Raw genomic sequence first — 22,123 nt, 5'->3', positions numbered from 1 at the left:
GCTCGAATACGATTCGGCGGATCGGCTCGGCGGCGTGTACTGTCTTCCACGTCAGCAAGCGCCGCTAGCTCAGTTGGTTAGAGCAGCTGACTCTTAATCAGCGGGTCCGGGGTTCGAGTCCCTGGCGGCGCACAGACAGCCGGAAGGCCCTTCGCGAAAGCGGAGGGCCTTCCGGCGTTTCCGAGTCGCGGCGGGCCGCCGAACGTTCAGCGGGTGTCCAGCACGGCGAAGGCCACCGCGTCCGGGCGGTCGAACATCACCAGGTGCCCGGCCGGGGCGGTCGCGCGGTAGTCGGCGCCGAGCAGGGCCGCGAGTTCCCGCTGCTCGGCGAGCCAGTTCTCGGTGCGGCGGTTGCGGCAGCCGTCGTCCGAGGCCAGCACGGTGATCGGCAGGTCCTCCGGCAGCGGCCGGGTGCGCCGCAGGTCGTCCAGCTCGGCGGCCATGTCGAGGTAGCGCCCGTACTCCCGGAGCAGGGCACGCAGGGCCCGGCCGGTGCGGTAGCAGTGCCGGGCCAGCGGCGCCGGGGCGAGGTCCTCGCGGCGGACGGTGGACCGCCGGGCCATCGCCCGGCGGGCGGTCGGGCCGAACAGGTACGGCACCGCCAGCGCCCTTGCGGCACCCGCCGCCGCCCGGGCCGCCAGGTCGCGCGCGGCGGGTGCCGGGAACGGGCGGGCCGCCGGCTCGACGCTGCCGTCGACCAGCACCAGTCCGGCGGCCCGCTCGGGGTGCAGCCGGGCGAAGGCCTCCACGTGGAGGCCCGCGAGCGAGTGGCCGACCAGGGTGCAGGGGCCGCCCAGCCCGAGGCCGTCCAGCACCGCCAGGATCCGCCCGGCCTCGCCGGCCGCCGTCGGGGCGGGCCGCCCGGTGGCGGGTTCGGCGGCGCTCAGCCCGTAACCGGGCCGGTCGAAGCGGACCACGGTGCGGTAGGGGGTGAGGAACGGGACGACGAGGTCCCAGTCGAACCAGCTGCTGCCGAGGCCGCCGGTGAGCAGGCAGACCGGGCCGTCGCCCTCGGTGCGGACGTGCAGCGCGACGCCGTCGACGCGCAGGAAGCGCGCCTGCGGGTCGGAGGCGGTCGGGCCGGTGCGCACGGTTCCAGCCTAGCCAGCGGCGAACTCCGCCCCAACCAGGAGGAAACGGACGTCCGGAGCACCGGGCGGACCGGGAGTGGTTCGGGGCACCCCTCGGGACCGTGTATTGTTTTCCAGGTCAGCAGGCGCCGCTAGCTCAGTTGGTTAGAGCAGCTGACTCTTAATCAGCGGGTCCGGGGTTCGAGTCCCTGGCGGCGCACAGACATTGGGGAGCCTCTCGCAACAGCGAGGGGCTCCCCGATTTTTTGGCCCTCGACGTCCGTTTTGCGTGTGATGTCGGTCTCGATTGCCGTTCCGGCGGAGCCATTCGGCCCGCGCGGCTCGTCCTGGGCAGTAAACCGGAATCGGGACAAAGGTCCCCGACCGCCGATGTCCCCGTCTGTGCAGGCTGGCCTGGTCCGCCCGCAGGAAGGCCGCGCCATGTCCGAGCACACCCAGGGCGGCGGCCGCACGCCGTCGATCAGTCTCCGGCCGGTCAAGCGGTTCAAGCGCTCCACCGGTACGACCGGCGGTGCGGCGGGCGGCAGGAAGCCGCGCCGGCCCAAGCGCACCGGCTGGCGCCGCCTCATACCCACCTGGCGGATGACCCTGCTCGGTCTCGCCGCGTCCCTGCTGCTCGGCGTCGGCCTGTTCGCGCTGGGCGTCGCACTGGTGAAGGTCCCGGACGCGCACGCCGCCGCGACCGCGCAGAGCAACACCTGGCTCTACTCGGACGGCTCGGTGATCACCCGCACCGGTCAGATGAACCGGCAGAACGTCGGCCTGGACAAGGTCTCCCCCGCCGCCCAGCACGCCGCGCTGGCCGCCGAGGACCGCAACTTCTACAACGAGGGCGCGGTCAACGTGCAGGGCCTGGTCCGCGCCGCCCTCAACACCGCCAGCGGCGAGGGCACCCAGGGTGGCTCCACCATCACCCAGCAGTACGTGAAGAACACGTACCTGAGCCAGCAGCAGTCGATCACCCGCAAGGTGAAGGAACTCTTCATAGCGATCAAGGTGGACGCCACCGAGAGCAAGGACGAGATCCTCTCCGGTTACCTGAACACCTCCTACTACGGCCGCGGCGCGTACGGCATCCAGGCCGCCTCCCAGGCGTACTTCGGCATCGACGCCTCCGCGCTCAACCCGGCCCAGGGCGCCTACCTGGCCACCCTGCTGAACGCCCCGAGCGCCTACGACGTGGCCACCACGACCCCGGCGGGCAAGCAGAACGCCGTCAACCGCTGGAACTACGTGATGGACGGCATGGTCAAGGAGGGCTGGCTCTCCGCCGACGAGCGGGCCAAGACCACCTTCCCCGACGTCAAGGACCCGCAGCCCAACCCGGGCCTGTCCGGCCAGTCCGGCTACCTGGTGGACGCGGCCACCCAGTACCTCACCTCGAACGGGGTCATCAGCGAGACCGAGCTGGCCAAGGGCGGCTACACGATCAAGCTGAGCATCGACCCGAGCCGCCAGCAGGCCCTGCAGGACTCCGTCCAGGCGCAGCTGCACGACACCCTGAACCCGGACAAGCGGAAGAAGGACGCGGCCGCCCAGGCCGGCGCCGTCTCGGTGGACCCGAAGACCGGCGCGGTCGTCGCCCTGTACGGCGGCCTCGACTACGTGAAGCACTACGTGGACAACGCGACCCGGCGCGACTACCAGGCCGGTTCGACCTTCAAGGCGATCGCCCTGGCCGCCGCCTTCGAGAACAACGCCAAGACCCAGGACGGCCGGACCGTCACCCCGCACACCGTCTACGACGGCACCAGCGGCCGCAAGGTCCGCGGCGGCAAGGGCACCCCGTACGCGCCGCCGAACGAGGGCGACAAGAGCTACGGCCAGATCAGCCTGCAGCAGGCCACCGACTGGTCGGTCAACTCGGCCTTCGCCCAGCTCGCGCAGGACACCGGGCTGCAGAAGGTCAAGGACACCGGTGTCGCGCTGGGCCTGCCCGGCAACACCCCGGGCCTGGACCCGGTGCCGTCCATCCCGCTGGGTGCGGCCACCCCGAGCGTGCTCGACATGGCCGGCGTGTACGCCACGCTGGACAACGGCGGCAAGCAGATCACCCCGTGGCTGGTGCAGTCGGTGGACCGCGGCGGCGAGGCCGTGGCGCTGCCCGCGCACAAGACCACCCAGGCGATCAGCGCGGACACCGCCAACGAGGTCACCTCGATGCTCCAGGGCGTGGTGGGCGACCCGGGCGGCACCGGCTGGCGGGCGAAGGCGCTGGGCCGTCCGGTGGCGGGCAAGACCGGTACCACCGATGACCAGAAGTCCGTCTGGTTCGTCGGCTACACCCCCGAGCTGGTCACCTCGGTGGCGCTGTTCGGCCAGGACCCGGGCACCGGCGCCCAGGTCAGCCTGAGCGGCGTCGGCGGGATCGACGGCGCGGCGGGCGGGCAGTACCCGGCGCAGATCTGGACCAGCTACATGAAGGCCGCGCTCAAGGGCCAGCCGGTGAGCGACTTCGCGACCCCGGCGGACGGCGACGACTCCGCGGGCGCGACCGACCTGCCGACCGCCCCGAGCACGCCGACCACCGCCCCGTCGACCGGCACCGCCACCCCGGGCACCGGCACGGGCACCCCGCCGAGCGACAACTCCGGCGGCAACACGTCGGGCGGCAACGGCTCCGGCTCCGGCTCGGGCTCCGGTACGGGCACGGGCACGGGCTCCGGCGGGGCGACCACCGAGCCGACCGCTCCCCCGACCAGCCAGCCGACCACCCAGCCCACCTCGCGGCCCACCGGTCGGCCGACCCCCCAGCCGACGCCGACCACCGGTCCGACCACGGGGCCGACCACCGGTCCGACCAGCCAGCCGACCGGCGGAACGGACGCGCTCTCGGGGGCGGGGGCGGGCGGCTGACGTTCGGGGGCCTCGGGCTCCGGGGTCCTCGGGCTCCGGAGGCCTCGGGTGGGTGAGTGCGCCGTTGCGGACAGTGGGCAGCAGGACCGAATGACGAAATGGCGCCTTACCGAAGCGCCGGTCCGACTGTCACAATGCGTCGGTGCAAAGCTCAACGGCCTCGCCCACCCACCCTTCGGGCAGAACCCTCGGCCTCAGCCTCGCGCTGGTCTCCGCATTCGCCTTCGGCGGCTCCGGCACCGCGGCCAAGCCGCTGATCGAGGCCGGGCTCTCACCACTGCACGTGGTGTGGCTCCGGGTCACCGGCGCCGCCGTGGCCCTGCTGCCGATCGCCTACCGGCACCGGGACGCCGTCCTGCGCCGCCCCGGCCTGCTGCTCGGCTTCGGCCTGCTCGCCGTGGCCGGCGTCCAGGCCTGCTACTTCGCGGCGATCTCCCGCATCCCGGTCGGCGTCGCGCTGCTCATCGAGTACCTCGGGCCGCCGCTGCTCATCGGCTACGTCACGTTCGTACAGCGCAAGCCGATCACCCGGGGCGCGGCCATCGGCGCCGGCGTCGCCGTGGCCGGACTGGCCTGCGTGGTCGAGGTCTGGAACGGCCTGAGCTTCGACGCCCTGGGCGTGCTGTTCGCCCTCGGCGCGGCCTGCTGCCAGGTCGGCTACTTCGTGCTCGCCGACGCCGGCCGCCGGGGCGAGCGCCCGGTCCACCCGATGGCCGTCAGCGCGTACGGACTGCTCATCGGCGCCGTCCTGCTCACCGTCCTCGCCCGGCCCTGGCAGGCCGACTGGAGCCTGCTCGGCGGATCCGTGGTGATGAACGGGCACACCCTGCCCGCGCTGATCCCGGCTGCCTGGATGGTGCTGGTCGCGACCGTGCTCGCCTACCTGACCGGCGTGATCTCCGTCGGGTACCTCTCACCGCCGATCGCCGGGGTGGTGGCCAACCTGGAGGCCGTGGTCGCCACCGTGCTGGCCTGGGTCCTGCTCGGCGAGCACCTGGGGCTGCCGCAGGTCGCGGGCGGTCTGCTGGTCCTGGCGGGCGCCTTCGCCGCGCAGATCAGCAAGCCGGCGGCGGTGGAGACGGGGGCGGCGGGCCGAAGTGGCGGTGCGACCGAGGCGGTCGCCGGTGCCACCGCCCCGGGTTCGGCTGCTTCCGGTGCTGCTCCGTCGGGCGCTGCTCCGTCCGGTTCCACCGCCTCCCGGGCCGTCGGAACCGCTCAGGAGGGCCGGGAGCGGGTGGCCGCCGCCGAGCGCGGGGTCAGCGGCCGGTCCAGCCGAACCAGTCGAAGTGATTGAGCGGCCACACGACGGCTGACACCGGACCGACCACGTTGTCCACCGGCACGGCGCCGCCGCCCGGGCCCTGCCGGTGGTAGCGGGAGTCCGCCGAGTCGCTGCGGTGGTCGCCCTCGACCCAGACGTAGCCCGCGGGCACCTTCACCGGACCGAAGTCCAGGCCCGCGCAGGAGTCGTCGCCCGGGTGCAGGTACGGCTCGTCGACCTTCTTCCCGTCGACGGTCAGCGTGGTGCCCGTGCACTGCACGGTCTCGCCGCCGGTCGCTATGACCCGCTTGACCAGGTAGTTGTCGTCCTTCGGAGGCACCAGCCCGACGAAACTGAGCACCGAGCTCACGGCGTTGGTGAACGGGTTCGAGTCGACGGGCTGCGGCGGCAGCCAGTTCCCCGGGTCCTTGAACACCACCGGCTGCCCCGGCTCCGGCTTCCAGCCGGTGAGCGGCGCGAGCTTGTTCACGCCGACCCGGTCGCCGACCCGCAGGGTGTTCTCCATCGAGCCGGACGGGATGGTGAAGACCTGGAACAGGCAGGTCTTGATCAGCAGCGCGACCACCAGCCCGACGACCACCATCGCCGGCAGCTCGATCCACCACGGCCGGGGGCGACGTGCCGAGCGACGCGCCTTGCGCCCGCGCGAACCGCCGGCCCGGCGGCGGGCCTCGGCGCGGCCGCCGGAGGCGTCGGGTGCGCCCAGGGCATCGGAGGCACCGGCTGCGCCGCCGGTGTGCCGGGTGTCCTCGACGTCCTGCGCGCCGGGATCACCGAGGGCTCCGCTGGGCGTTTCGGGCAGGTTCACCGCCATCGTCGCTGCTCCACCTCTCCGGCTGGGGAAATCTGCACGCTACGCCAACCGGGGAGCCTCACGAAATCCGGCATTTAGCCGCCCCCGACATCACCGGGCGGGGAGCCTCCGCTCGGGGTCGCCTCCGGGGGGTCGCCTTCAGGCGCGGGCGATGGCCTCGTGGTGGCGGATGACCTCGGCGATGATGAAGTTGAGGAACTTCTCCGCGAAGACCGGGTCGAGCTTGGCCCCGGCGGCCAGCTCCCGCAGCCGCGTGATCTGGTCCCGCTCCCTGGCCGGGTCGGCCGGCGGCAGCTTGTGCTCGGCCTTGAGGCGACCGACCCGCTGGGTCGCCTTGAAACGCTCGGCCAGCATGTGGACCACCGCGGCGTCGATGTTGTCGATGCTCTCGCGCAGGCTGGTCAGCTCCGCCCGCACCGCGTCGTCGATCCCCTCGGGCACGCCGGCGTCGGGGGTCGTGGGCTGGTCCGTCATCGGGGCGGCTCCCGGTGTCTGGGGTGGGCGCCCGGCCGTACGGCGGCCGGGCTCGGGCCCGGGCAAATCTAACAGGGCACCCGCTCCGGACCCGCACCGTCGGGCGGAACCGTCCGGCATCCGGACAGCCCGGTGGGACCGCCCCATCGGGCCGTCGGGGTGCCCGCCGGCCGACGGGTCGTCCGACGCCCGGCCCCGGCGCCCGGTCCCGGGGCGGGGCTGCCCGTAGGCTGGTGCGTGCATCACCGGAAGTGACGACTCAGCAGTCCCTCAGTAGTGGAGGAACCGATCGTGGCAACCACCCGCACCGCCCGTACCGCCTGGGAGGGCAACCTCCTCAACGGCAAGGGGCAGGTGACCTTCGCCTCCTCCGGGATCGGCGAGTACCCCGTCTCCTGGCCGGCCCGCGCCGAGACGCCCAACGGCAAGACCAGCCCCGAGGAACTCATCGCGGCCGCCCACTCCGCCTGCTTCTCGATGGCTCTCTCGCACGGCCTGACCCAGGCCGGCAACCCGCCCACCAAGCTCGACACCCAGGCCGACGTCACCTTCCAGCCCGGCACCGGCATCACCGGCATCCACCTGACCGTCACCGGCGACGTACCCGGCCTGGACGCGGCCGGCTTCGTGAAGGCCGCCGAGGACGCCAAGGCCAACTGCCCGGTCAGCCAGGCCCTGACCGGCACCACCATCACCCTCACGGCCCAGCTGGCCTGACCCGCTCCCCCGGCTCGTCCGGGGCGCACTCGGCCACGCCCCCGGCGCGCAACCGGCGCCCGGGGGCGCGGCCTCGGCGCGCGCGATCCCGGCGCACCTCACGTGCTGCCCACCAAGGGCGCCCGAACGTTCCGCACGCACGATCACAAAGGGGACGAATCACCCTGGCGGCGGTCACCGCGCGTTGTCGTCGCGTCCTATGATCGGCCGAAGCGCCCTGTTCTTCACGTGGGTCCCCGCGCGACAGCGCCCCACGGCGGTCGCCCCGCAGCGGACCGGCTCCGAGGACCGTGACAGAGCGCGGAGCCGGCCGCCGGAGTCCCGACCGGCCTGGCGAACCATCGTCAAGCGTCAGCAGCGGACGGGAGCATGCCGTGCCGGGCCAGAACGAGGGGGCCGACGCACACCACCCAGGCGTGCGACACGAGGAATCGTCACACCACCGCCACCTCACCGCGCCGGTCCTCGATCCGGCTTCCGCGCCCTCGGCCGCGCCGGCTACCGCCTGCGGCACTCTGGAGGCCCCCGAGGTGCTGCTCTGCCCCACCTGCTCGGCCCCGTTGACCGGCGGCACCCATCCGGGCGCCGCCGACGCCCCCGGCCGGGAGGGCGGCGGCGACCGGCTGCTGGCGGCGCTGCGGGCCAGCGAGTCCCGGTTCCGGGCCGCCTTCTGCGACGCCGTCATCGGCATGGCCCTGATCGACCCCGAGGACCGGATCATCGAGGTCAACCCGGCCTTCGCAGCGCTGATCGGACGGGGCGTCGGCGAACTGATCCGCACCCACCTGCACGAGATCATCGACCCGGAGGGCATGCCGCCTCGGCTCTTCACCGAACTCGTCCACGGTGAGCGGGAACGGTTCCGCGTGGAGAAACAGCTCAAGCACCGCGAGGGCCACACGGTCTGGAGCAAGGTGACCGTCTCCCTGATCCGGGACGGCGCCGGGCAGCCGCTCTACACCCTCGCGCTGGTGGAGGACATCACCGAACAGCGCCGGCTCGGTGACCGCCTGGAGTACCAGGCCCTGCACGACCCGCTGACCCGGCTGCCCAACCGGACCTTCTTCTTCGAACGGCTCGACGCGGCCTGCCTCACCGGCACCGAGGCCCCCGGAAGCGGCGAGGGCCCCGACCGTCCCGTGGCGGCGGCGGACGGACGCCGGGTGGGCGTCTGCTACCTGGACCTCGACGGCTTCGCGGCGATCAACGAGACCCTCGGCCACCACATCGGCGACCAGCTGCTGATCGCCGTCGCCAGCAGGCTGCGGGGCGGGCTCGCCGAACGCGACGCCCACCTGGTGGCCCGGATGGGGGGCGACGAGTTCGCCGTCCTGGTCACCGACAGCATCGGCAGCGAGCAGCTGACCGCGCTCGCCGGACGGATCCTGGAGGTGCTGGAACGTCCCTTCGACGTCGCCGGGCACCGGCTGGTGATCACCGCCAGCGTGGGCGTCGTCGAACGCTCGGTGCACGAGACCACCCCGACCGACCTGGTCAAGGACGCCGACGCCACCCTCTACTGGTCCAAGGCCGACGGCCGCGCCCGCTGGACCCTCTACGACCCGGACCGCGGTGCCCACCAGCTCACCCGCCAACTGCTCGCCACCGCACTGCGGCCGGCCCTGGAGCGCGGCGAGTTCAGCGTCGAGTACCAGCCTCTGGTCGGCCTGGCCGACGGCGCGGTGCACGGCGCCGAGGCCCTGGTCCGCTGGCGCCACCCCCGCTACGGGACGATCTCCCCGGACCGCTTCATCCCGCTCGCCGAGGAGTCCGGCGCGATCGTGCCGCTCGGCACCTGGGTGCTGGAGGAGTCCTGCCGTCAGGCCAAGCAGTGGCTCACCGAATTCCCCGACACCGAGACCTTCGTGAGCGTCAACCTGGCGGCCCGGCAGATCTGGGACTCCGACGTGGTGGCCGACGTCGCCCGGGTCCTCGAACGCACCGGTCTGCCGGCCCGACTGCTCCAGCTGGAGATCACCGAGAGCGCCCTGCTCGGCCCCGGTGGGCGCCCGCTGCAGGCCCTGCAGGCGCTGGCCGACATGGGAGTGCGGATCGCGATCGACGACTTCGGCACCGGTTACTCCAACCTGGCCTACCTCTCCCGGCTGCCGGTGCACGTCCTGAAGCTCGACGGCACCTTCATCGAGGGCTTCCGCGACCCGGCACCGACGGACCGCCCGCCCGTGCCGGAGCTCCGCTCCCGCCGCAGCGACGCCGACGAGCAGATCGTCGGCGCGATGGTGCAGCTGGCCCACACCCTCGGCCTGACCGTCACCGCCGAGGGCATCGAGAGCGCCGCCCAGGCCGAGCGGCTGCGACTGACCGGCTGCGACACCGCCCAGGGCTGGTACTTCGCCCGGCCCGGCGAGGCCGAGCTGGTCGCGGCGATACTCCGGGAGGGCCGCCCCACCCCGCACGGCCGGTAGGGCACGGGCGGGGCGGGGCGGTTTCCGCCGGGGCGGGGTGCGGCAAGGGGGTTGCCGTCAGGCCGTTGCCGTCAGGCCGTACGCCTCGGCGATCAGGCCGTAGGAGCGGAGCCGGGCCTCGTGGCCGTGGATGTGCGAGGTGACCATCAACTCGTTCACCCCGGTCCGCTTGCGCAGGGCCTCCAGGCCGTCCGCGACCTGACCCGGGTCGCCCAGCACCACGTTGTCGAGCCAGCTGTCGACGAAGTCCTCCTCGACCGGGCTGTACGGGTACTCCTCCGCCTCCTCCGGGGTCGGGATCGGGCCGGGGTTGCCGCGCCGGAGCCGGAGCATGCCGAGCGCGGCGGAGCGGGCGAGACGGCGGGCGGTGGGCTCGTCGTCGGCGGCGACGGCACCCACGCCGATCAGCGCGTACGGCTCGCTGAGCACGTCCGAGGGGCGGAAGGACGTCCGGTACAGGTCCAGGGCCGGGATGGTGTTGGCGCTGCTGAAGTGGTGGGCGAAGGCGAACGGGAGGCCGAGCCGAGCCGCCAGCTGGGCACTGAAACCGGAGGAGCCGAGCAGCCAGATCGGCGGGCGGCCCTCGCCCTTGGGTACGGCGGTCAGCCGCGCGTACGGGTGGCCGGCCGGGAAGTCGCCGTCGAGGAAGTGGGTCAGCTCGGCGAGCTGCTGCGGGAAGTCGTCCGCGCCCTCGGCGAGGCCGCGGCGCAGCGCCCGGGCGGTGGCCGGGTCGGTGCCGGGGGCACGGCCGAGCCCGAGGTCGATCCGGCCGGGGTGCAGGGCCTCCAGCAGGCCGAACTGCTCGGCGACGGTCAACGGGGCGTGGTTGGGGAGCATGACCCCGCCCGAGCCGAGCCGCAGCGTGGTGGTGTTGGCACCGAGGTGGGCGAGCAGGACGGCCGGGGTCGAGCTGGCCACCCCGGGCATGCCGTGGTGCTCCGCCACCCAGAAGCGGTGGTACCCCCACTGCTCGGCCCGGCGGGCCAACTCGGTGGTGGCGGCCAGGGCTTCAGCGGGCGTGTGGCCTACGCCGACGGTGGCCAGGTCGAGGATCGAGAGCGGGGCGGGTGCCGTACCGCGGGCGCTGCCGCGGATCGCCGCACCGATCGGCGGCTCGGTTCCGTGCTCCTGCTGGTCCTCGGTGGTCATGCCGTCCGCCCTCCTGGCTGTTCTTGATCTGGCCGTACTCCGAGCCGGCCGTCCTGGGCGGCCGCACAGGTCGCGGACGGCCCGGCGGTCGCTCCTGCCGACCGGGGTCAACCACGGTTCCGGGCTCGCTGTTCCCGGCGGGCCCGCCCGATCCGGGTGCGGTTCGACCGTTCCGCCCGGCCGCCTCTCCCCCGGCCCGCCCTCTCCCGGGAGCACTGCCTCGCCACCGACGACGGCCCGCCGCCGCTTCGCCGACGCCCGCGTCGGCAGTACCTGACGTGATCCTCCGCATACCGGGGTGCTTCATGGCATGAAAAGTCGAGGCGCTAGCGTTGGCCATAAGCAGCCACCTGCTCCCCCGGGCGGCGTGGAGGGAGTAAGGGCCTTGAACTTCGTGGCGGCGATCGGATCCTCGTGGATCTGCGCCCTGGCGCTGTTCGCCGTACTCGGTGACGCCCTCCTCCCCTTCATCCCGAGCGGAACGCTGGTCATCCTGGCCGTGCTCAAGACGGAGCAGGTCAGCGGCGCCCCGGTGCTGCTCGCCCTCGGGGTGGCGGTGGCCTCGTTCCTGGGTGACCTCCTGCTGCTCCACCTCGCCCGGCGCGGCGCCCCGGTGCTTCAGCGCCGGCTCGCCCAGCGCCCGAAGCTGGCGGCCAGCGTGGCCCGGGTCCAGCAGTCCCTGGTCGAGCGCCCGCGCGGCGGGGCGGCCGCGATGGTGGTGGTCGCCCGCTTCGTTCCGGCCGGGCGGACCGTCCTGGACCTGGCCATCGGTCACTCCCCCGCTCATCCGCACCGCTTCCTGCACTGGTCGGCGCTGGCCGCGCTGGTCTGGGCCGCCTACATCGTGACGCTGGGTTGGCTGAACAGCCACTGGTTCAACACGGCCTGGCTGAGTCTGGCGGTCTCCTGCGCGGCGGCCACCGCCATCAGCACCGCGATCGCGCGAATAGTTCGCCGCAACCGGCGGCTGGCCGCGCTCTGACCGGCCGGGCGGAGCGGCGGTACCGTACTCCCCTGACACCGCGACGTGCGAAGCGTCACAGGACCGCAACAGACGACCGATCCCTGCAGCCCAGCCGGGTGTGCCCGGCGTGTTGACTGTCGTCGGGAGCTCGGCGCCCCTTGGTGGCTGCCGTAGCGACATGACATGCTAACGGCGGAAAATTCATCAATTGCCCGATTTGACCGGTGCGGCCCGCGGCCGCCCTCACCACCGGCATCGGCACCCAGGGGAGACCATGACCAGCATCTCGCGCAGGACGGTGCTCAGTGCTACCGCCGCGACCGCAGCCCTCGGCGCGGTCGCGGCGTGTTCCAGCGGCGGATCCGGGTCAGGGCAGAACTCCTCCTCCCCTTCCTCCGGCGGCAACAACGGCGACGCCAAGACCGGTACCTCCGACCCGACCCAGGCCGTGGTCCCCAAGGGCACCCCGATCGGTGACGGGTCCAACGCGGACACCGGCCCGCAGCCGAACCAGCCCAAGGCCGAGAAGCTCAAGCCGGGCGAGCGGCCGCCGCAGTTCGTGGTGTTCTCCTGGGACGGCGCGGGCGGCACCGACGACGGCCAGTTCCCCCGCTTCCTGAAGCTGGCGGAGCAGTACAAGGCCACGATGACCTTCTTCCTCTCCGGGATATACGCCCTGCCCAAGGGCAAGTCCCAGCTGTACCACCCGCCGAAGCACTCGGTCGGCGCCTCCGACATCCCGTACCTGTCGGACGGTGCGGTGAAGAGCACCCTCAAGCTCATCAGCCAGGCCTGGCTGGCCGGGCACGAGATCGGCACCCACTTCAACGGGCACTTCTGCTCCAGCCGCCCGGACAAGAACGGGGTCAACATGTGGACCCCGGACGACTGGCAGAGCGAGATCGACCAGGCGATCGCCTTCGTCACCCAGTGGCGGACCAACACCGGCTTCACCGACGTCGACCCGCTCCCCTTCGACTACAAGAAGGAGCTCGTCGGCGGCCGCACCCCCTGCCTGGAGGGCCAGAAGGCGCTGCTGCCGACCATCGCCAAGCTGGGCTGGAAGTACGACGCCAGCTCCGCGGGCGGTCTGCAGATATGGCCGCAGAAGGTGCAGGACGGAAAGGTCTGGGACTTCCCGCTGCAGTCCATACCCTTCCCCGGGCACACCTTCCAGGTCCTGTCGATGGACTACAACATCCTGGCCAACCAGTCCGCCGGCAGCACCAAGGGCGACCCCGGTAAGTACGACGAGTGGCGCACCCAGGCCACCAACTCCTACCTGGCGGGCTTCGAGCGCGCGTACAACAGCAACCGCGCGCCGTTCTTCATCGGCAACCACTTCGAGCAGTGGAACGGCGGCATCTACATGGACGCCGTCGAAGAGACCCTCAAGGCCGTCGCGGGCAAGCCCGAGGTCCGGCTGGTCTCCTTCAAGCAGCTGGTCGAGTGGCTTGAGGCGCAGGACCAGTCCACTCTGCGCAAGTTGCGCACCCTCAACGTCGGCCAGGCTCCGGCCGGTGGCTGGGACGCCTTCCTGGGCGCGGCGGGCTGACGCGCCGGAGCGCGGAGCAGTCGATGCCGGGCTGAGGCCGGTACGGCCGGTGGGGTGTTCGCGCCCCGCCGGCCGTCGTCGTCGGTGTCCGGCCGGGCCGCCGGGGAGCAGGCGGACCGCCTCGGCGCCGAACTCGCCGCACTAGCACCATCGCAGGCCGCAGTGGCCGAGAACCGTAGTATCTTCACGCTTGCGCGGTGGTCATTCCTCCGTACGGTTGCGTTCACCGTTGCCCTCCGGGAGAGTTGAGCGAGCCAAGGATCCCGCATACCCCGAGGGGAAGCTGGGTAGTGCACCGGGATCCAGCATTCGAAGCCGCCACGCCGCCCCACAACTCAACCGGTCGCACACACTCCAGGTACTGGAGGCCACGTGCTGGACGGCCCGGAAACCGCCGGATGGACGGCGGTTCGCCGGGCCGTGTTCTGCCCGGGCGACTTCGAGGCGAGGCGCAGCAACGCCGAGCAAAGCAGAGCAAGGCGCAATACTCCGGGGGGAGCAGCTATGACCACGCCGTTCTCGCGACGAAAGGGCGACGGAACAGCCCGCCACGGGCACAGCCGTGGCGCAAGCAGTCGAGGCGCCGGCGGTCCGAACGGTGACGACCGGGCCGCCGAGCAGCTGGACGAGGTGGTCCTGCGCACCGTACCGGCGCCCGAAGCACCGTACGACTACGGCCACTTCAGCCGCCTCGCCGGCCCGGCGGTCGATCCGGGCGAGGACCGGGAGCTCGGCGGCGGTGTCTACCGGCCGGAACCGGGCAGCACCGGGCGACCCGCGGGTACGGCCACCCCCTTCCGTGTCCAGTACCGCAGCCTGTTACGCCACGAGCCGCACCGGATCCGGGCCGCCCTGCTGCTGGTGGCCGCCCCGCTCCTGGAGGCGATCCTGCTGGTCTGGCTGCTGCTGCCGGAGCACTGGCCGGAGCGCCCGGACGAGACCAACACCCTGGTGCTGCTCGGCGACAAGGTGATGATCGGGATCATCGCCGTGGTCGAGGTGTTCCGGCTGGTCAACGTCGTCTCCAACACCCACGCGACCCTGGTCGCCCGTGACCCGATACCCGTGACGCCGGAGTCCGGCACCCGGGTCGCCTTCCTCACCACCTGCGTGCCGGGCAAGGAGCCGCCGGAGATGGTCCGGGCCACGCTGGTCGCGGCCCGCGCCGTGCGGCACGAAGGCCCGTACGACGTCTGGCTGCTGGACGAGGGAAACGATCCTGCAATGCGCGCCCTCTGCACGGAGCTGGGTGTGCGCCACTTCAGCCGTGCCGGCCGGCCGCACTGGAACCGGCCGAAGGGCCGCTTCCGCGCCAAGACGAAACACGGCAACTACAACGCCTGGCTCCAGGCGCACGGCGACGACTACGACTTCTGGGTGTCCGTCGACACCGACCACGTTCCGCTGCCCGACTTCTGCGAGCGCATGCTCGGCTACTTCCGCGATCCCGACGTGGCATTCGTGGTCGGCCCCCAGGTGTACGGGAACTACCGGAGCTCGGGCTCGGCCGTCACCAAATTCAGCGAGAGCCAGCAGTACCTCTTCCACGCCCTCATCCAACGCGCCGGAAACCGTTACGGCGCGCCGATGTTCGTCGGCACCAACAACGCCGTCAGAATCCGTGCGCTCCAGTCGATCGGCGGGTTGTACGACTCCATCACCGAGGACATGGCGACCGGTCTGGAGTTCCACCGGAGCCGGAACCCGGAGACCGGGGACCGCTGGAAGTCCGTGTACACCCCGGACGTGCTCGCGGTGGGTGAAGGCCCGTCCTCCTGGACCGACTTCTTCTCCCAGCAACTGCGCTGGAGCCGCGGCACCTACGAGACCCTGCTCACCCGGTACTGGCGGGTCATGTGGCGGCTGTCGCCCGGCCGGCTGCTCAACTACTCGCTGATGGTGGGCTTCTACCCGATGGCGGCGCTCACCTGGCTGCTCGGCGGGGTGTCCAGCGTGCTCTACCTGGGCTTCGGCGCCTCCGGCGTCCACGTCTCCTCGGAGATCTGGATGATGCTCTACAGCGACGCCGCCGCGCTCCAACTCCTGCTCTACACCTGGAACCGCAAGCACAACGTGAGCCCGCACGAGCCGGCCGGCTCCTCCGGGGTCGCGGGCATGCTGATGTCGGCGCTCTGCGGCCCGATCTACGCGGCCTCGCTGCTGCAGGCGCTGGTGCGCCGCCGCAGCCGCTTCGTGGTGACGCCCAAGGGCCGTGAGGCCAGCGCCGACCGACTCGGCACCTTCCGCTTCCACCTGTTCTGGACGTTGGTCTTCGGCGGCGCCCTCGCCGCCTCCTACTACACGGGCTACGACCACGTCGCGATGCGGACCTGGGCCTGCATCGCCCTGGCCCTGACCCTGCTGCCGCTCCTGATCCTGGTCGGCGACGCCGTCCGCCGACGCCGGACCCGGCCCACCGCCACCCTCACCGTGACCGGGGACCCGGCGGCGACCCCCAAGGTCGTCCTGGAGAAGCGCCACCCGCGCCACGCCCGCACCGCACCCGCGCAGGCAGCAGCCGCGAAGGCGGTACCCGCACAGGTGACGACGGCGCTCGACAGCCCGACGCTCACGCTCCGCCTGGCCGCGCCCGACACCCCGACGGTCACGCTCCGCCTCGTCCCGCCGGACGACCTGGCGCCCGACCACGTCGAGAGCGGCACCCCCGCCCACTGAGCCACCCCGCCCGCCTCCCGAGGGGAGCACCACCTTGAGGATCCACAAGACCGGCCGCGCCAAGCGCTTCGCCCTCGGCAGCACCGTCGCACTGACCGTCGCCGGGATGAACGCCCCGGCCGTCCTCGGCTTCGTCGGCGACCAGTACCACAGCTACGTGATCAACCGCCCCGAGTACAAGGCGCGGTACGGCCACTGGCAGACCCTGACGCTGCCCGCCGAGTTCCGGGTCAACGCCGTCCACGCCACCCTGCTGCGCACCGGCAAGGTGCTGATCGCGGCCGGTTCCGGCAACGACGAGAAGCAGTTCAACGCGGGCAGCTTCAAGAGCCTGCTCTGGGACCCGGCCAAGAACACCTACAAGCTGATACCCACCCCGGCCGACATGTTCTGCGGCGGCCACACCTCCCTCCCGGACGGCCGGGTGCTGGTGGCCGGCGGCACCCAGCGGTACGAGAAGCTGGACGGCGCCGTGAAGAAGGCGGCCGGGGTGATGCGGGTGCGCAACGAGAGCCCGGAGCGCGACCGCACCTTCCCCAAGGGCACCGTCTTCGTCGCCCCGAACGGCCGCGAGTACGCCAGCACCGTCCCGGTGACCGTCCCCGCCGCGACCAAGACCGGCTCCGGCAAGCAGACCGTGGTCACCGCGGGCGAGCAGCACGTGTTCGTCGAGGCACTCGGAGAGGGCCCGGACTACGTGGCCAACTCCCCGGCCCAGTACCGGATCAAGGACCTGACCGGCATCGACGCGCACAACCTGTACGGGCAGAGCGAGAAGCTGACCCTGGACAAGCAGGAGTACCAGGGCATCCGCTCCGCCTTCGAGTTCAACCCGGACACCGAGCTCTACGAGCAGGTCACGGACATGGCGCACGCCCGCTGGTACCCGACGCTGACCGGGCTGGGCGACGGCCGGGTGGTCACCGTCTCCGGGCTGGACGACACCGGGCAGATCCTCAACGGCAACGACAACGAGGTCTACGACCCGAAGACCAAGACCTGGGCCAAGGCCCCCGACCGCTACTTCCCGACCTACCCGTCGCTCTTCCTGACGGCCTCCGGCAAGCTCTTCTACTCGGGCTCCAACGCCGGTTACGGCCCCGCCGAGAAGGGTCGCGAGCCCGGCGTGTGGGACCTGTCGAACAACAGCTTCCAGCCCGTCCCCGGCCTGCGCGACCCGGGTCTGACCGAGACCTCCTCCTCGGTGCTGCTGCCGCCCGCGCAGGCGCAGAAGGTCATGGTGCTGGGCGGCGGCGGGGTGGGCGAGTCCCCGCTGTCCACGGCCCGCACCGACATCGCCGACCTCTCGGCCGCCAAGCCCTCCTTCACCCCGGGCCCGGACCTGCCGGCCGGCGGCACCCGCTACCTCAACAGCGTGATCCTCCCCGACGACACCGTGTTCACCACCGGCGGCTCCAGCGGCTACCGCGGCCGGGGCGAGAGCGACCTGCTCAAGGCGCAGGTGTACCACCCGGATTCCAACAGCTTCACGACCGCCGCCGAGCCCACCGTCGGCCGCGACTACCACTCCGAGGCGCTGCTGCTGCCGGACGGCCGGATCGCGGTGCTGGGCTCCAATCCGCTCTTCGCGGACAAGGCCGAGACCCAGCCCGGCGGCTTCGAGCAGCGGATCGAGATCTACACCCCGCCGTACCTGTACCGCGGCGACCGCCCGGAGGTGACGGCCGCGCCGGGGGCGGCGAAGCTCGGCGGCACCCTCGGGGTCGGCGCCTCCCGACCGGACGCGGTGACCACCGCCAAGCTGATCCGGCCGAGTTCGGTGACCCACGTGACCGACGTCGAGCAGCGCTCGGTGGCCCTGGACATCACCGGGCGCACCGCCGACGGGGTCTCGCTCACCCTCCCGGGCAACCCCGACCTGCTGCCGCCCGGCTGGTACATGCTGTTCCTGACGGACGCCGCCGGCACCCCGTCGGTCGCCCGCTGGGTCCAGGTCACCGGATAGCGGCTCGCCGCGTACGCGGCCACCCGGGTGGCCGGCGCGGCGGCTCAGCGCGCCGCGCCGGCCAGCCCCAGCGCGTACGGCAGCCAGAACTCGCCCGCCCGGGGCTCGCCGCGGCCGCACTCGCCGTCGGACTCCCCCGGGTTCTTGATCCACAGGTAGGCGTCGACGTTCGGCCGCCCGGTCTCGGTGGTCGGCGGCTCGCCGAGCGCCCGGCCGGGCGGGTTGCACCAGGCGTCGGAGCCCAGCGAGCCGTTGCCGCTGCGGCTGGTGTCGATGACGAAGTGCTTCCCGCCCAGGGCGGCGGAGAGCCGGTTGCCGTACGCCGCGTTCCGGTCGGTGGGATAGAAGTTGGCGACGTTCACCGCGAAGCCGTCCGCCGCGGCGATGCCCGACCTGCGCAGGGCGGCGGCCAGGTCGTCCGGGTCCTGCGCCCAGCCCGGGTTGCCCGCGTCCAGGTAGACCCGGACGTTCGGACGCTTCTTCAACTCCTGGACGGCGAAGGCCAGCAGGCCGTACCGCTCGGCGGCCAGGTCGCCCTTGATCCCGCAGGTGTCCAGGGTGTGCGCGACGGCGTCCGGCTCCAGTACGACCCAGGCCTTGCGGTCGCCGAGGGCCTGGGCGACGCCGGTGATCCAGGAGCGGTAGGCGGCCGCGTCGGCGGCGCCGCCGGCCGAGTACTGACCGCAGTCGCGGTGCGGGATGTCGTACGCGACGAAGACGGCCGTCCGGCCCGCCTCGGCGGCCCGGCGGCTGACCTGCTCGGCGATCTGCTGGGCACCCTGTTCGCCCAGCCATTGCGAGGAGGGCTGGCCGGCGATCCGCAGCAGGGTGTCGGCCTCCGCCGTGCGGCCCTGGCTGCGCAGCATGGCGACCTGCCGGGCGGCGTTGGTCTGGTCGGAGACGTAGAAGGCCTGGCCGGGGAGCTGGTCCGGGCCGCCGGGTTCAGCCGTCGTGCTGGGGACCTCGGAGCTCGGCGCCACGACACCGGGGGCGGCCTTCGCGGCGCCGCCGTCCGAGCCACCGCAGCCGGAGACCGCGAGCGCCGTCAGGCCCGCGACCAGCGCGGCCCACCGAATCGTTCCCGCCCGTCCCACCCCGCGCACGTACCGCCCCTTTGAGCCGGCCCCGCCCCTGGACCGGTCCGGCGACCGGTCGGCACCAGCTAAGCACACCCGGCCCCGGCCGACGGCCGACAGCGGTGAACGGCGAGTGGCCGTGGACGAACGGGAATTCAGTCCCGTCCGCCCACGGCCACCAGGCCCGGGCCCTGCGTCGATCCGGCCCCGGCCGGACGTCAGTCCTGCTTCAGGTCCGGCACCCGCCAGTCGATCGGCTCGCCGCCGAAGCCGTCCAGCGCCGCGTCGATCTGCGAGAACGGACGGCTGCCGAAGAACAGCTTGGCGGACAGCGGCGACGGGTGCGCGCCCTGCACCACCACGTGCTTCTCGGTGTCGATCAGCGGCAGCTTCTTCTTCGCGTAGTTGCCCCACAGCACGAAGACCACCGGCTCCTCGCGCGCGCTCACCGCCTTGATCACCGCGTCGGTGAACTTCTCCCAGCCCTTCGCCTTGTGCGAGTTGGCCTCGTGGGCGCGGACCGTGAGCACCGCGTTGAGCAGCAGCACGCCCTGCTCGGCCCAGTGCATCAGGTAGCCGTTGTCGGGGGCGGGGACGCCCAGGTCGGCGTCCAGCTCCTTGAAGATGTTGCGCAGCGAGGGCGGCGTCTTCGTCCCCGGCAGCACCGAGAAGCTCATGCCGTGGGCCTGGCCGTCGTCGTGGTACGGGTCCTGGCCGAGGACGAGCACCCGGACCTTCTCGTACGGAGTGGCCTCCAGCGCGGCGAACTCCTGGCCGCTCGGCGGGAACACCTGGTGCTGCGCGCGCTCGGCCGCCACGAAGGCCGCCAGCTCCGCGAAGTACGGCTTCTCCGTCTCGGCGCCGAGCACCTCGCGCCAGGACTCGGGCAGCTCCAGCCCGCCGCCCTCGCCGGCCTCGACCATGCCCGTCTCGACCGTGTCCGTCACGACATCTACCTCCCACACCGCGGCTGCCGCGCCGCCTGCCCTCTTACACCCCGAACGCTACACAGCCCCACCGACAACTCAGTCCGCAGGAGCCGCCCCGGCGGCCGTGGCAACGGCGGCCGCCCGCACCACCCGGACGTGCTCCACCGCGTTGAGCAGCACCAGCAGCCCGGCCAGGGCCACCAGCACCACCAGCGCCGGCAGCCGCACCATCACGGGCAGCAGGCCCAGCACCACCACCGCGGCGGCGATCCGGGTGGCCGAGACCTGACGGAACATCATCCAGCGGGTGTAGCCGAAGGTCAGCAGGTACAGCCCGCACCCGCCGTACAGCAGCGCCACCGACCCGGCGCCGAGCGCCTGCCGGGGGTGGGCCACGGTCTCCTCGAAGCCGACCGCGACCCCGATCACACCGGCGGCCAGCGCCAGGTGCCCGTACTGGAAGATCCGCCGGACCACGTCCCGCCGCGAGTCGGCGACCTCCACGGCGTGCCGCATCGCGTCCGCCGCGAACACGAAGTACTGCCACCACAGGCCCGCCGAGATGGTGAACGCGGCGGCCACCGCGGTGAGTTCGGCCGCGTCCAGCCGGGCCCCGGCCGCCGAGGCGCCGATCCCGACGATCGACTCACCGAGCGCCACCAGCAGGAACAGCCCGAACCGCTCCGGCATGTGCGCCGGGTGGTACGCCACCGCCGCGAGCCGTCGCCGGAACACCAGCGGCGCGGCCAGGTCGCAGAGCGCGGCCACCGCCCACAACGCGAGCCGCGGCCCGTCCGACAGCAGCCCGCCGGCCAGCAGCAGCGGCCCGCTGACCAGCACGCCGGCGCCGTACGGGCCGCTCCAGACACCCGGGAGGCGGACCAGCAGGAGCAGCAGCACCACCCGGGCCAGCCAGTACGCGGCGCCGAGCAGCAGGCCCCGCCGCCCGTACGCGCCGGGGATGGCGAGCGCCATGAACAGCCCGGCCAGGCCGACCAGCAGGATGCCCAGGCGGTCCCGCAGGTTGTCCACGTCCCGGATGTTGGCCTGCACGGTGGTGCCGACCCAGCACCAGTACACCGGCACGAACACCACCAGCGCCCGGATCAGGCCGCCGGCGTCGTGCTGGTGGTGCAGCAGCCCGGAGACCTGGGTGATCGCGAAGACGAAGACCAGGTCGAAGTAGAGCTCCGCCCAGGTGACCCGCTTCTCGCCCGGGCCGCCCTCGGCTTCCCCCGCAGAACTCATCGCACATCGCTCCCCACCGGTACGGAACGAGCCCCGCCCCGGCGCTCGGCCGGAACGGGGCTCGCGACAGCACCGCAGAGGCTAGACCAGCTCGACCAGGTCCGCGATCGACTTGACCACCCGGGTCGGCCGGTACGGGAAGCGCTCCACGTCGGAGGCGGAGGTCAGCCCGGTGAGCACCAGGATGGTCTCCATGCCCGCCTCCATGCCCGCGACGATGTCGGTGTCCATCCGGTCGCCGATCATCACCGCGGTCTCCGAGTGGGCCCCGGCGGTGTTCAGCGCCTCGCGCATCATCAGCGGGTTGGGCTTGCCGACGAAGTACGGCTCGACGCCGGTCGCCTTGGTGATCAGGGCCGCGACCGAACCGGTGGCCGGCAGCACGCCCTCGGTGGAGGGGCCGGTCTCGTCCGGGTTGGTGCAGATGAACCGGGCGCCCTGGTTGATCAGGCGGATCGCCTTGGTGAGCGCCTCGAAGGAGTAGGTCCGGGTCTCGCCGAGGACCACGTAGTCGGGGTTGTTGTCGGTCAGGACGTAACCGGCCTGGTAGAGCGCGGTGGTGAGCCCCGCCTCGCCGATCACGTACGCGGTGCCGTTCGGGCGCTGGCTCTTGAGGAACTTCGCGGTGGCCAGGGCGGAGGTCCAGATGCACTCCTCCGGCACCTCCAGGCCCATCCCGGCCAGCCGGGCGCTGAGGTCGCGCGGGGTGTAGATCGAGTTGTTGGTGAGCACCAGGAAAGGCTTGCCGGACTCCCGCAGCCTGCGCAGGAACTCCTCCGCCCCGGGTATCGGCGTGCCCTCGTGGATGAGGACACCGTCCATGTCGGTCAGCCAGGACTCGATGGGCTTGCGGTCTGCCACGTGCGTGTCTCCCGAAGTGTTGCAGCGTCTTGCGTGGGG

The 22,123-nt window shown here is 72.4% G+C and carries 16 protein-coding genes and 2 tRNA genes; 10 read left to right on the top strand and 8 right to left on the bottom strand.

Annotated elements, in window-relative coordinates; all coding sequences use genetic code 11:
* The first annotated feature begins 58 nt into the window (after window positions 1–58).
* Window positions 59–132, top strand: a tRNA-Lys gene (locus ACFVWU_RS01805).
* A gap of 74 nt (window positions 133–206) precedes the next feature.
* On the opposite strand, the gene ACFVWU_RS01800 is transcribed toward ACFVWU_RS01805, so the two are convergent.
* Complete coding sequence (locus ACFVWU_RS01800) at window positions 207–1,091, bottom strand: alpha/beta fold hydrolase (protein ID WP_387614052.1); 885 nt, start codon at window positions 1,089–1,091, stop codon at window positions 207–209.
* Between the two features lie 125 nt (window positions 1,092–1,216).
* On the opposite strand from ACFVWU_RS01800, the gene ACFVWU_RS01795 reads away from it, so the two are divergent.
* The 3 genes from ACFVWU_RS01795 (at window position 1,217) to ACFVWU_RS01785 (ending at window position 5,241) form a co-directional block, all read left to right on the top strand.
* Window positions 1,217–1,290, top strand: a tRNA-Lys gene (locus tag ACFVWU_RS01795).
* Window positions 1,291–1,511: 221 nt separating this feature from the next.
* On the top strand, window positions 1,512–3,947 hold the full coding sequence (locus ACFVWU_RS01790; protein ID WP_387614050.1) for a transglycosylase domain-containing protein: 2,436 nt from the start codon (window positions 1,512–1,514) through the stop codon (window positions 3,945–3,947).
* A 142-nt stretch (window positions 3,948–4,089) separates the two neighbouring features.
* Entirely contained in the window at window positions 4,090–5,241 is a 1,152-nt protein-coding gene (locus tag ACFVWU_RS01785) for a DMT family transporter (protein WP_387614047.1), read from the top strand.
* Here the strand turns inward: ACFVWU_RS01785 and lepB are convergent.
* Together lepB and ACFVWU_RS01775 are read right to left on the bottom strand one after the other, a co-directional pair.
* Entirely contained in the window at window positions 5,204–6,043 is an 840-nt protein-coding gene (gene lepB, locus ACFVWU_RS01780; protein ID WP_387614045.1) for a signal peptidase I, read from the bottom strand. The two genes, ACFVWU_RS01785 and lepB, sit on opposite strands and share 38 nt — an antisense overlap.
* Before the next feature lie 138 nt (window positions 6,044–6,181).
* Window positions 6,182–6,517, bottom strand: coding sequence for a chorismate mutase (locus tag ACFVWU_RS01775; protein ID WP_387614042.1), 336 nt, complete (start codon window positions 6,515–6,517; stop codon window positions 6,182–6,184).
* Between the two features lie 291 nt (window positions 6,518–6,808).
* Between ACFVWU_RS01775 and ACFVWU_RS01770 the strand changes: the two genes are divergently transcribed.
* Together ACFVWU_RS01770 and ACFVWU_RS01765 are read left to right on the top strand one after the other, a co-directional pair.
* Complete coding sequence (locus tag ACFVWU_RS01770) at window positions 6,809–7,234, top strand: OsmC family protein (protein WP_387614040.1); 426 nt, start codon at window positions 6,809–6,811, stop codon at window positions 7,232–7,234.
* 416 nt (window positions 7,235–7,650) lie between these two features.
* On the top strand, window positions 7,651–9,660 hold the full coding sequence (locus tag ACFVWU_RS01765) for a putative bifunctional diguanylate cyclase/phosphodiesterase (RefSeq protein WP_387614038.1): 2,010 nt from the start codon (window positions 7,651–7,653) through the stop codon (window positions 9,658–9,660).
* Between the two features lie 57 nt (window positions 9,661–9,717).
* On the opposite strand, the gene ACFVWU_RS01760 is transcribed toward ACFVWU_RS01765, so the two are convergent.
* The gene (locus ACFVWU_RS01760; protein WP_387614036.1) at window positions 9,718–10,809 is read right to left on the bottom strand and encodes an LLM class flavin-dependent oxidoreductase; all 1,092 of its coding nucleotides are present in this window, start codon (window positions 10,807–10,809) and stop codon (window positions 9,718–9,720) included.
* A 394-nt stretch (window positions 10,810–11,203) separates the two neighbouring features.
* On the opposite strand from ACFVWU_RS01760, the gene ACFVWU_RS01755 reads away from it, so the two are divergent.
* The 4 genes from ACFVWU_RS01755 to ACFVWU_RS01740 all read left to right on the top strand — a co-directional run bounded on the left by ACFVWU_RS01755 (window position 11,204) and on the right by ACFVWU_RS01740 (window position 17,970).
* The gene (locus ACFVWU_RS01755; RefSeq protein ID WP_387614110.1) at window positions 11,204–11,791 is read left to right on the top strand and encodes a DedA family protein; all 588 of its coding nucleotides are present in this window, start codon (window positions 11,204–11,206) and stop codon (window positions 11,789–11,791) included.
* A 256-nt stretch (window positions 11,792–12,047) separates the two neighbouring features.
* Window positions 12,048–13,328 (top strand): hypothetical protein, encoded by a 1,281-nt coding sequence (locus ACFVWU_RS01750; protein WP_387614033.1) that lies wholly within the window; start codon window positions 12,048–12,050, stop codon window positions 13,326–13,328.
* A gap of 504 nt (window positions 13,329–13,832) precedes the next feature.
* Window positions 13,833–16,004, top strand: a complete 2,172-nt coding sequence (locus ACFVWU_RS01745; RefSeq protein ID WP_387614031.1) for a glycosyltransferase family 2 protein — start codon at window positions 13,833–13,835, stop codon at window positions 16,002–16,004.
* Between the two features lie 34 nt (window positions 16,005–16,038).
* Window positions 16,039–17,970, top strand: a complete 1,932-nt coding sequence (locus ACFVWU_RS01740) for a galactose oxidase-like domain-containing protein (protein WP_387614028.1) — start codon at window positions 16,039–16,041, stop codon at window positions 17,968–17,970.
* 44 nt (window positions 17,971–18,014) lie between these two features.
* Here the strand turns inward: ACFVWU_RS01740 and ACFVWU_RS01735 are convergent, their stop codons facing one another.
* The 4 genes from ACFVWU_RS01735 to ACFVWU_RS01720 form a co-directional block, all read right to left on the bottom strand.
* The gene (locus ACFVWU_RS01735) at window positions 18,015–19,073 is read right to left on the bottom strand and encodes a glycoside hydrolase family 6 protein (protein ID WP_387614025.1); all 1,059 of its coding nucleotides are present in this window, start codon (window positions 19,071–19,073) and stop codon (window positions 18,015–18,017) included.
* A 191-nt stretch (window positions 19,074–19,264) separates the two neighbouring features.
* Window positions 19,265–19,969 carry a uracil-DNA glycosylase gene (locus tag ACFVWU_RS01730; protein ID WP_387614108.1) on the bottom strand — a complete coding sequence of 235 codons (705 nt, stop codon included), beginning with the start codon at window positions 19,967–19,969 and terminating at the stop codon, window positions 19,265–19,267.
* A 102-nt stretch (window positions 19,970–20,071) separates the two neighbouring features.
* Complete coding sequence (locus ACFVWU_RS01725; protein WP_387614022.1) at window positions 20,072–21,223, bottom strand: low temperature requirement protein A; 1,152 nt, start codon at window positions 21,221–21,223, stop codon at window positions 20,072–20,074.
* Window positions 21,224–21,304: 81 nt separating this feature from the next.
* A complete protein-coding gene (locus ACFVWU_RS01720) occupies window positions 21,305–22,084 on the bottom strand; it encodes an HAD-IIA family hydrolase (RefSeq protein ID WP_387614020.1) in 780 nt (259 codons plus the stop codon).
* Window positions 22,085–22,123: the final 39 nt, after the last annotated feature.

Origin of the sequence: Kitasatospora sp. NPDC058190 (assembly GCF_042883685.1) — a bacterium.
Taxonomy (GTDB): Bacteria; Actinomycetota; Actinomycetes; order Streptomycetales; family Streptomycetaceae; genus Kitasatospora.
The sequence above is the reverse complement of the archived record's forward strand: the minus strand, read 5'-3'. Positions and strand labels throughout refer to the sequence as shown.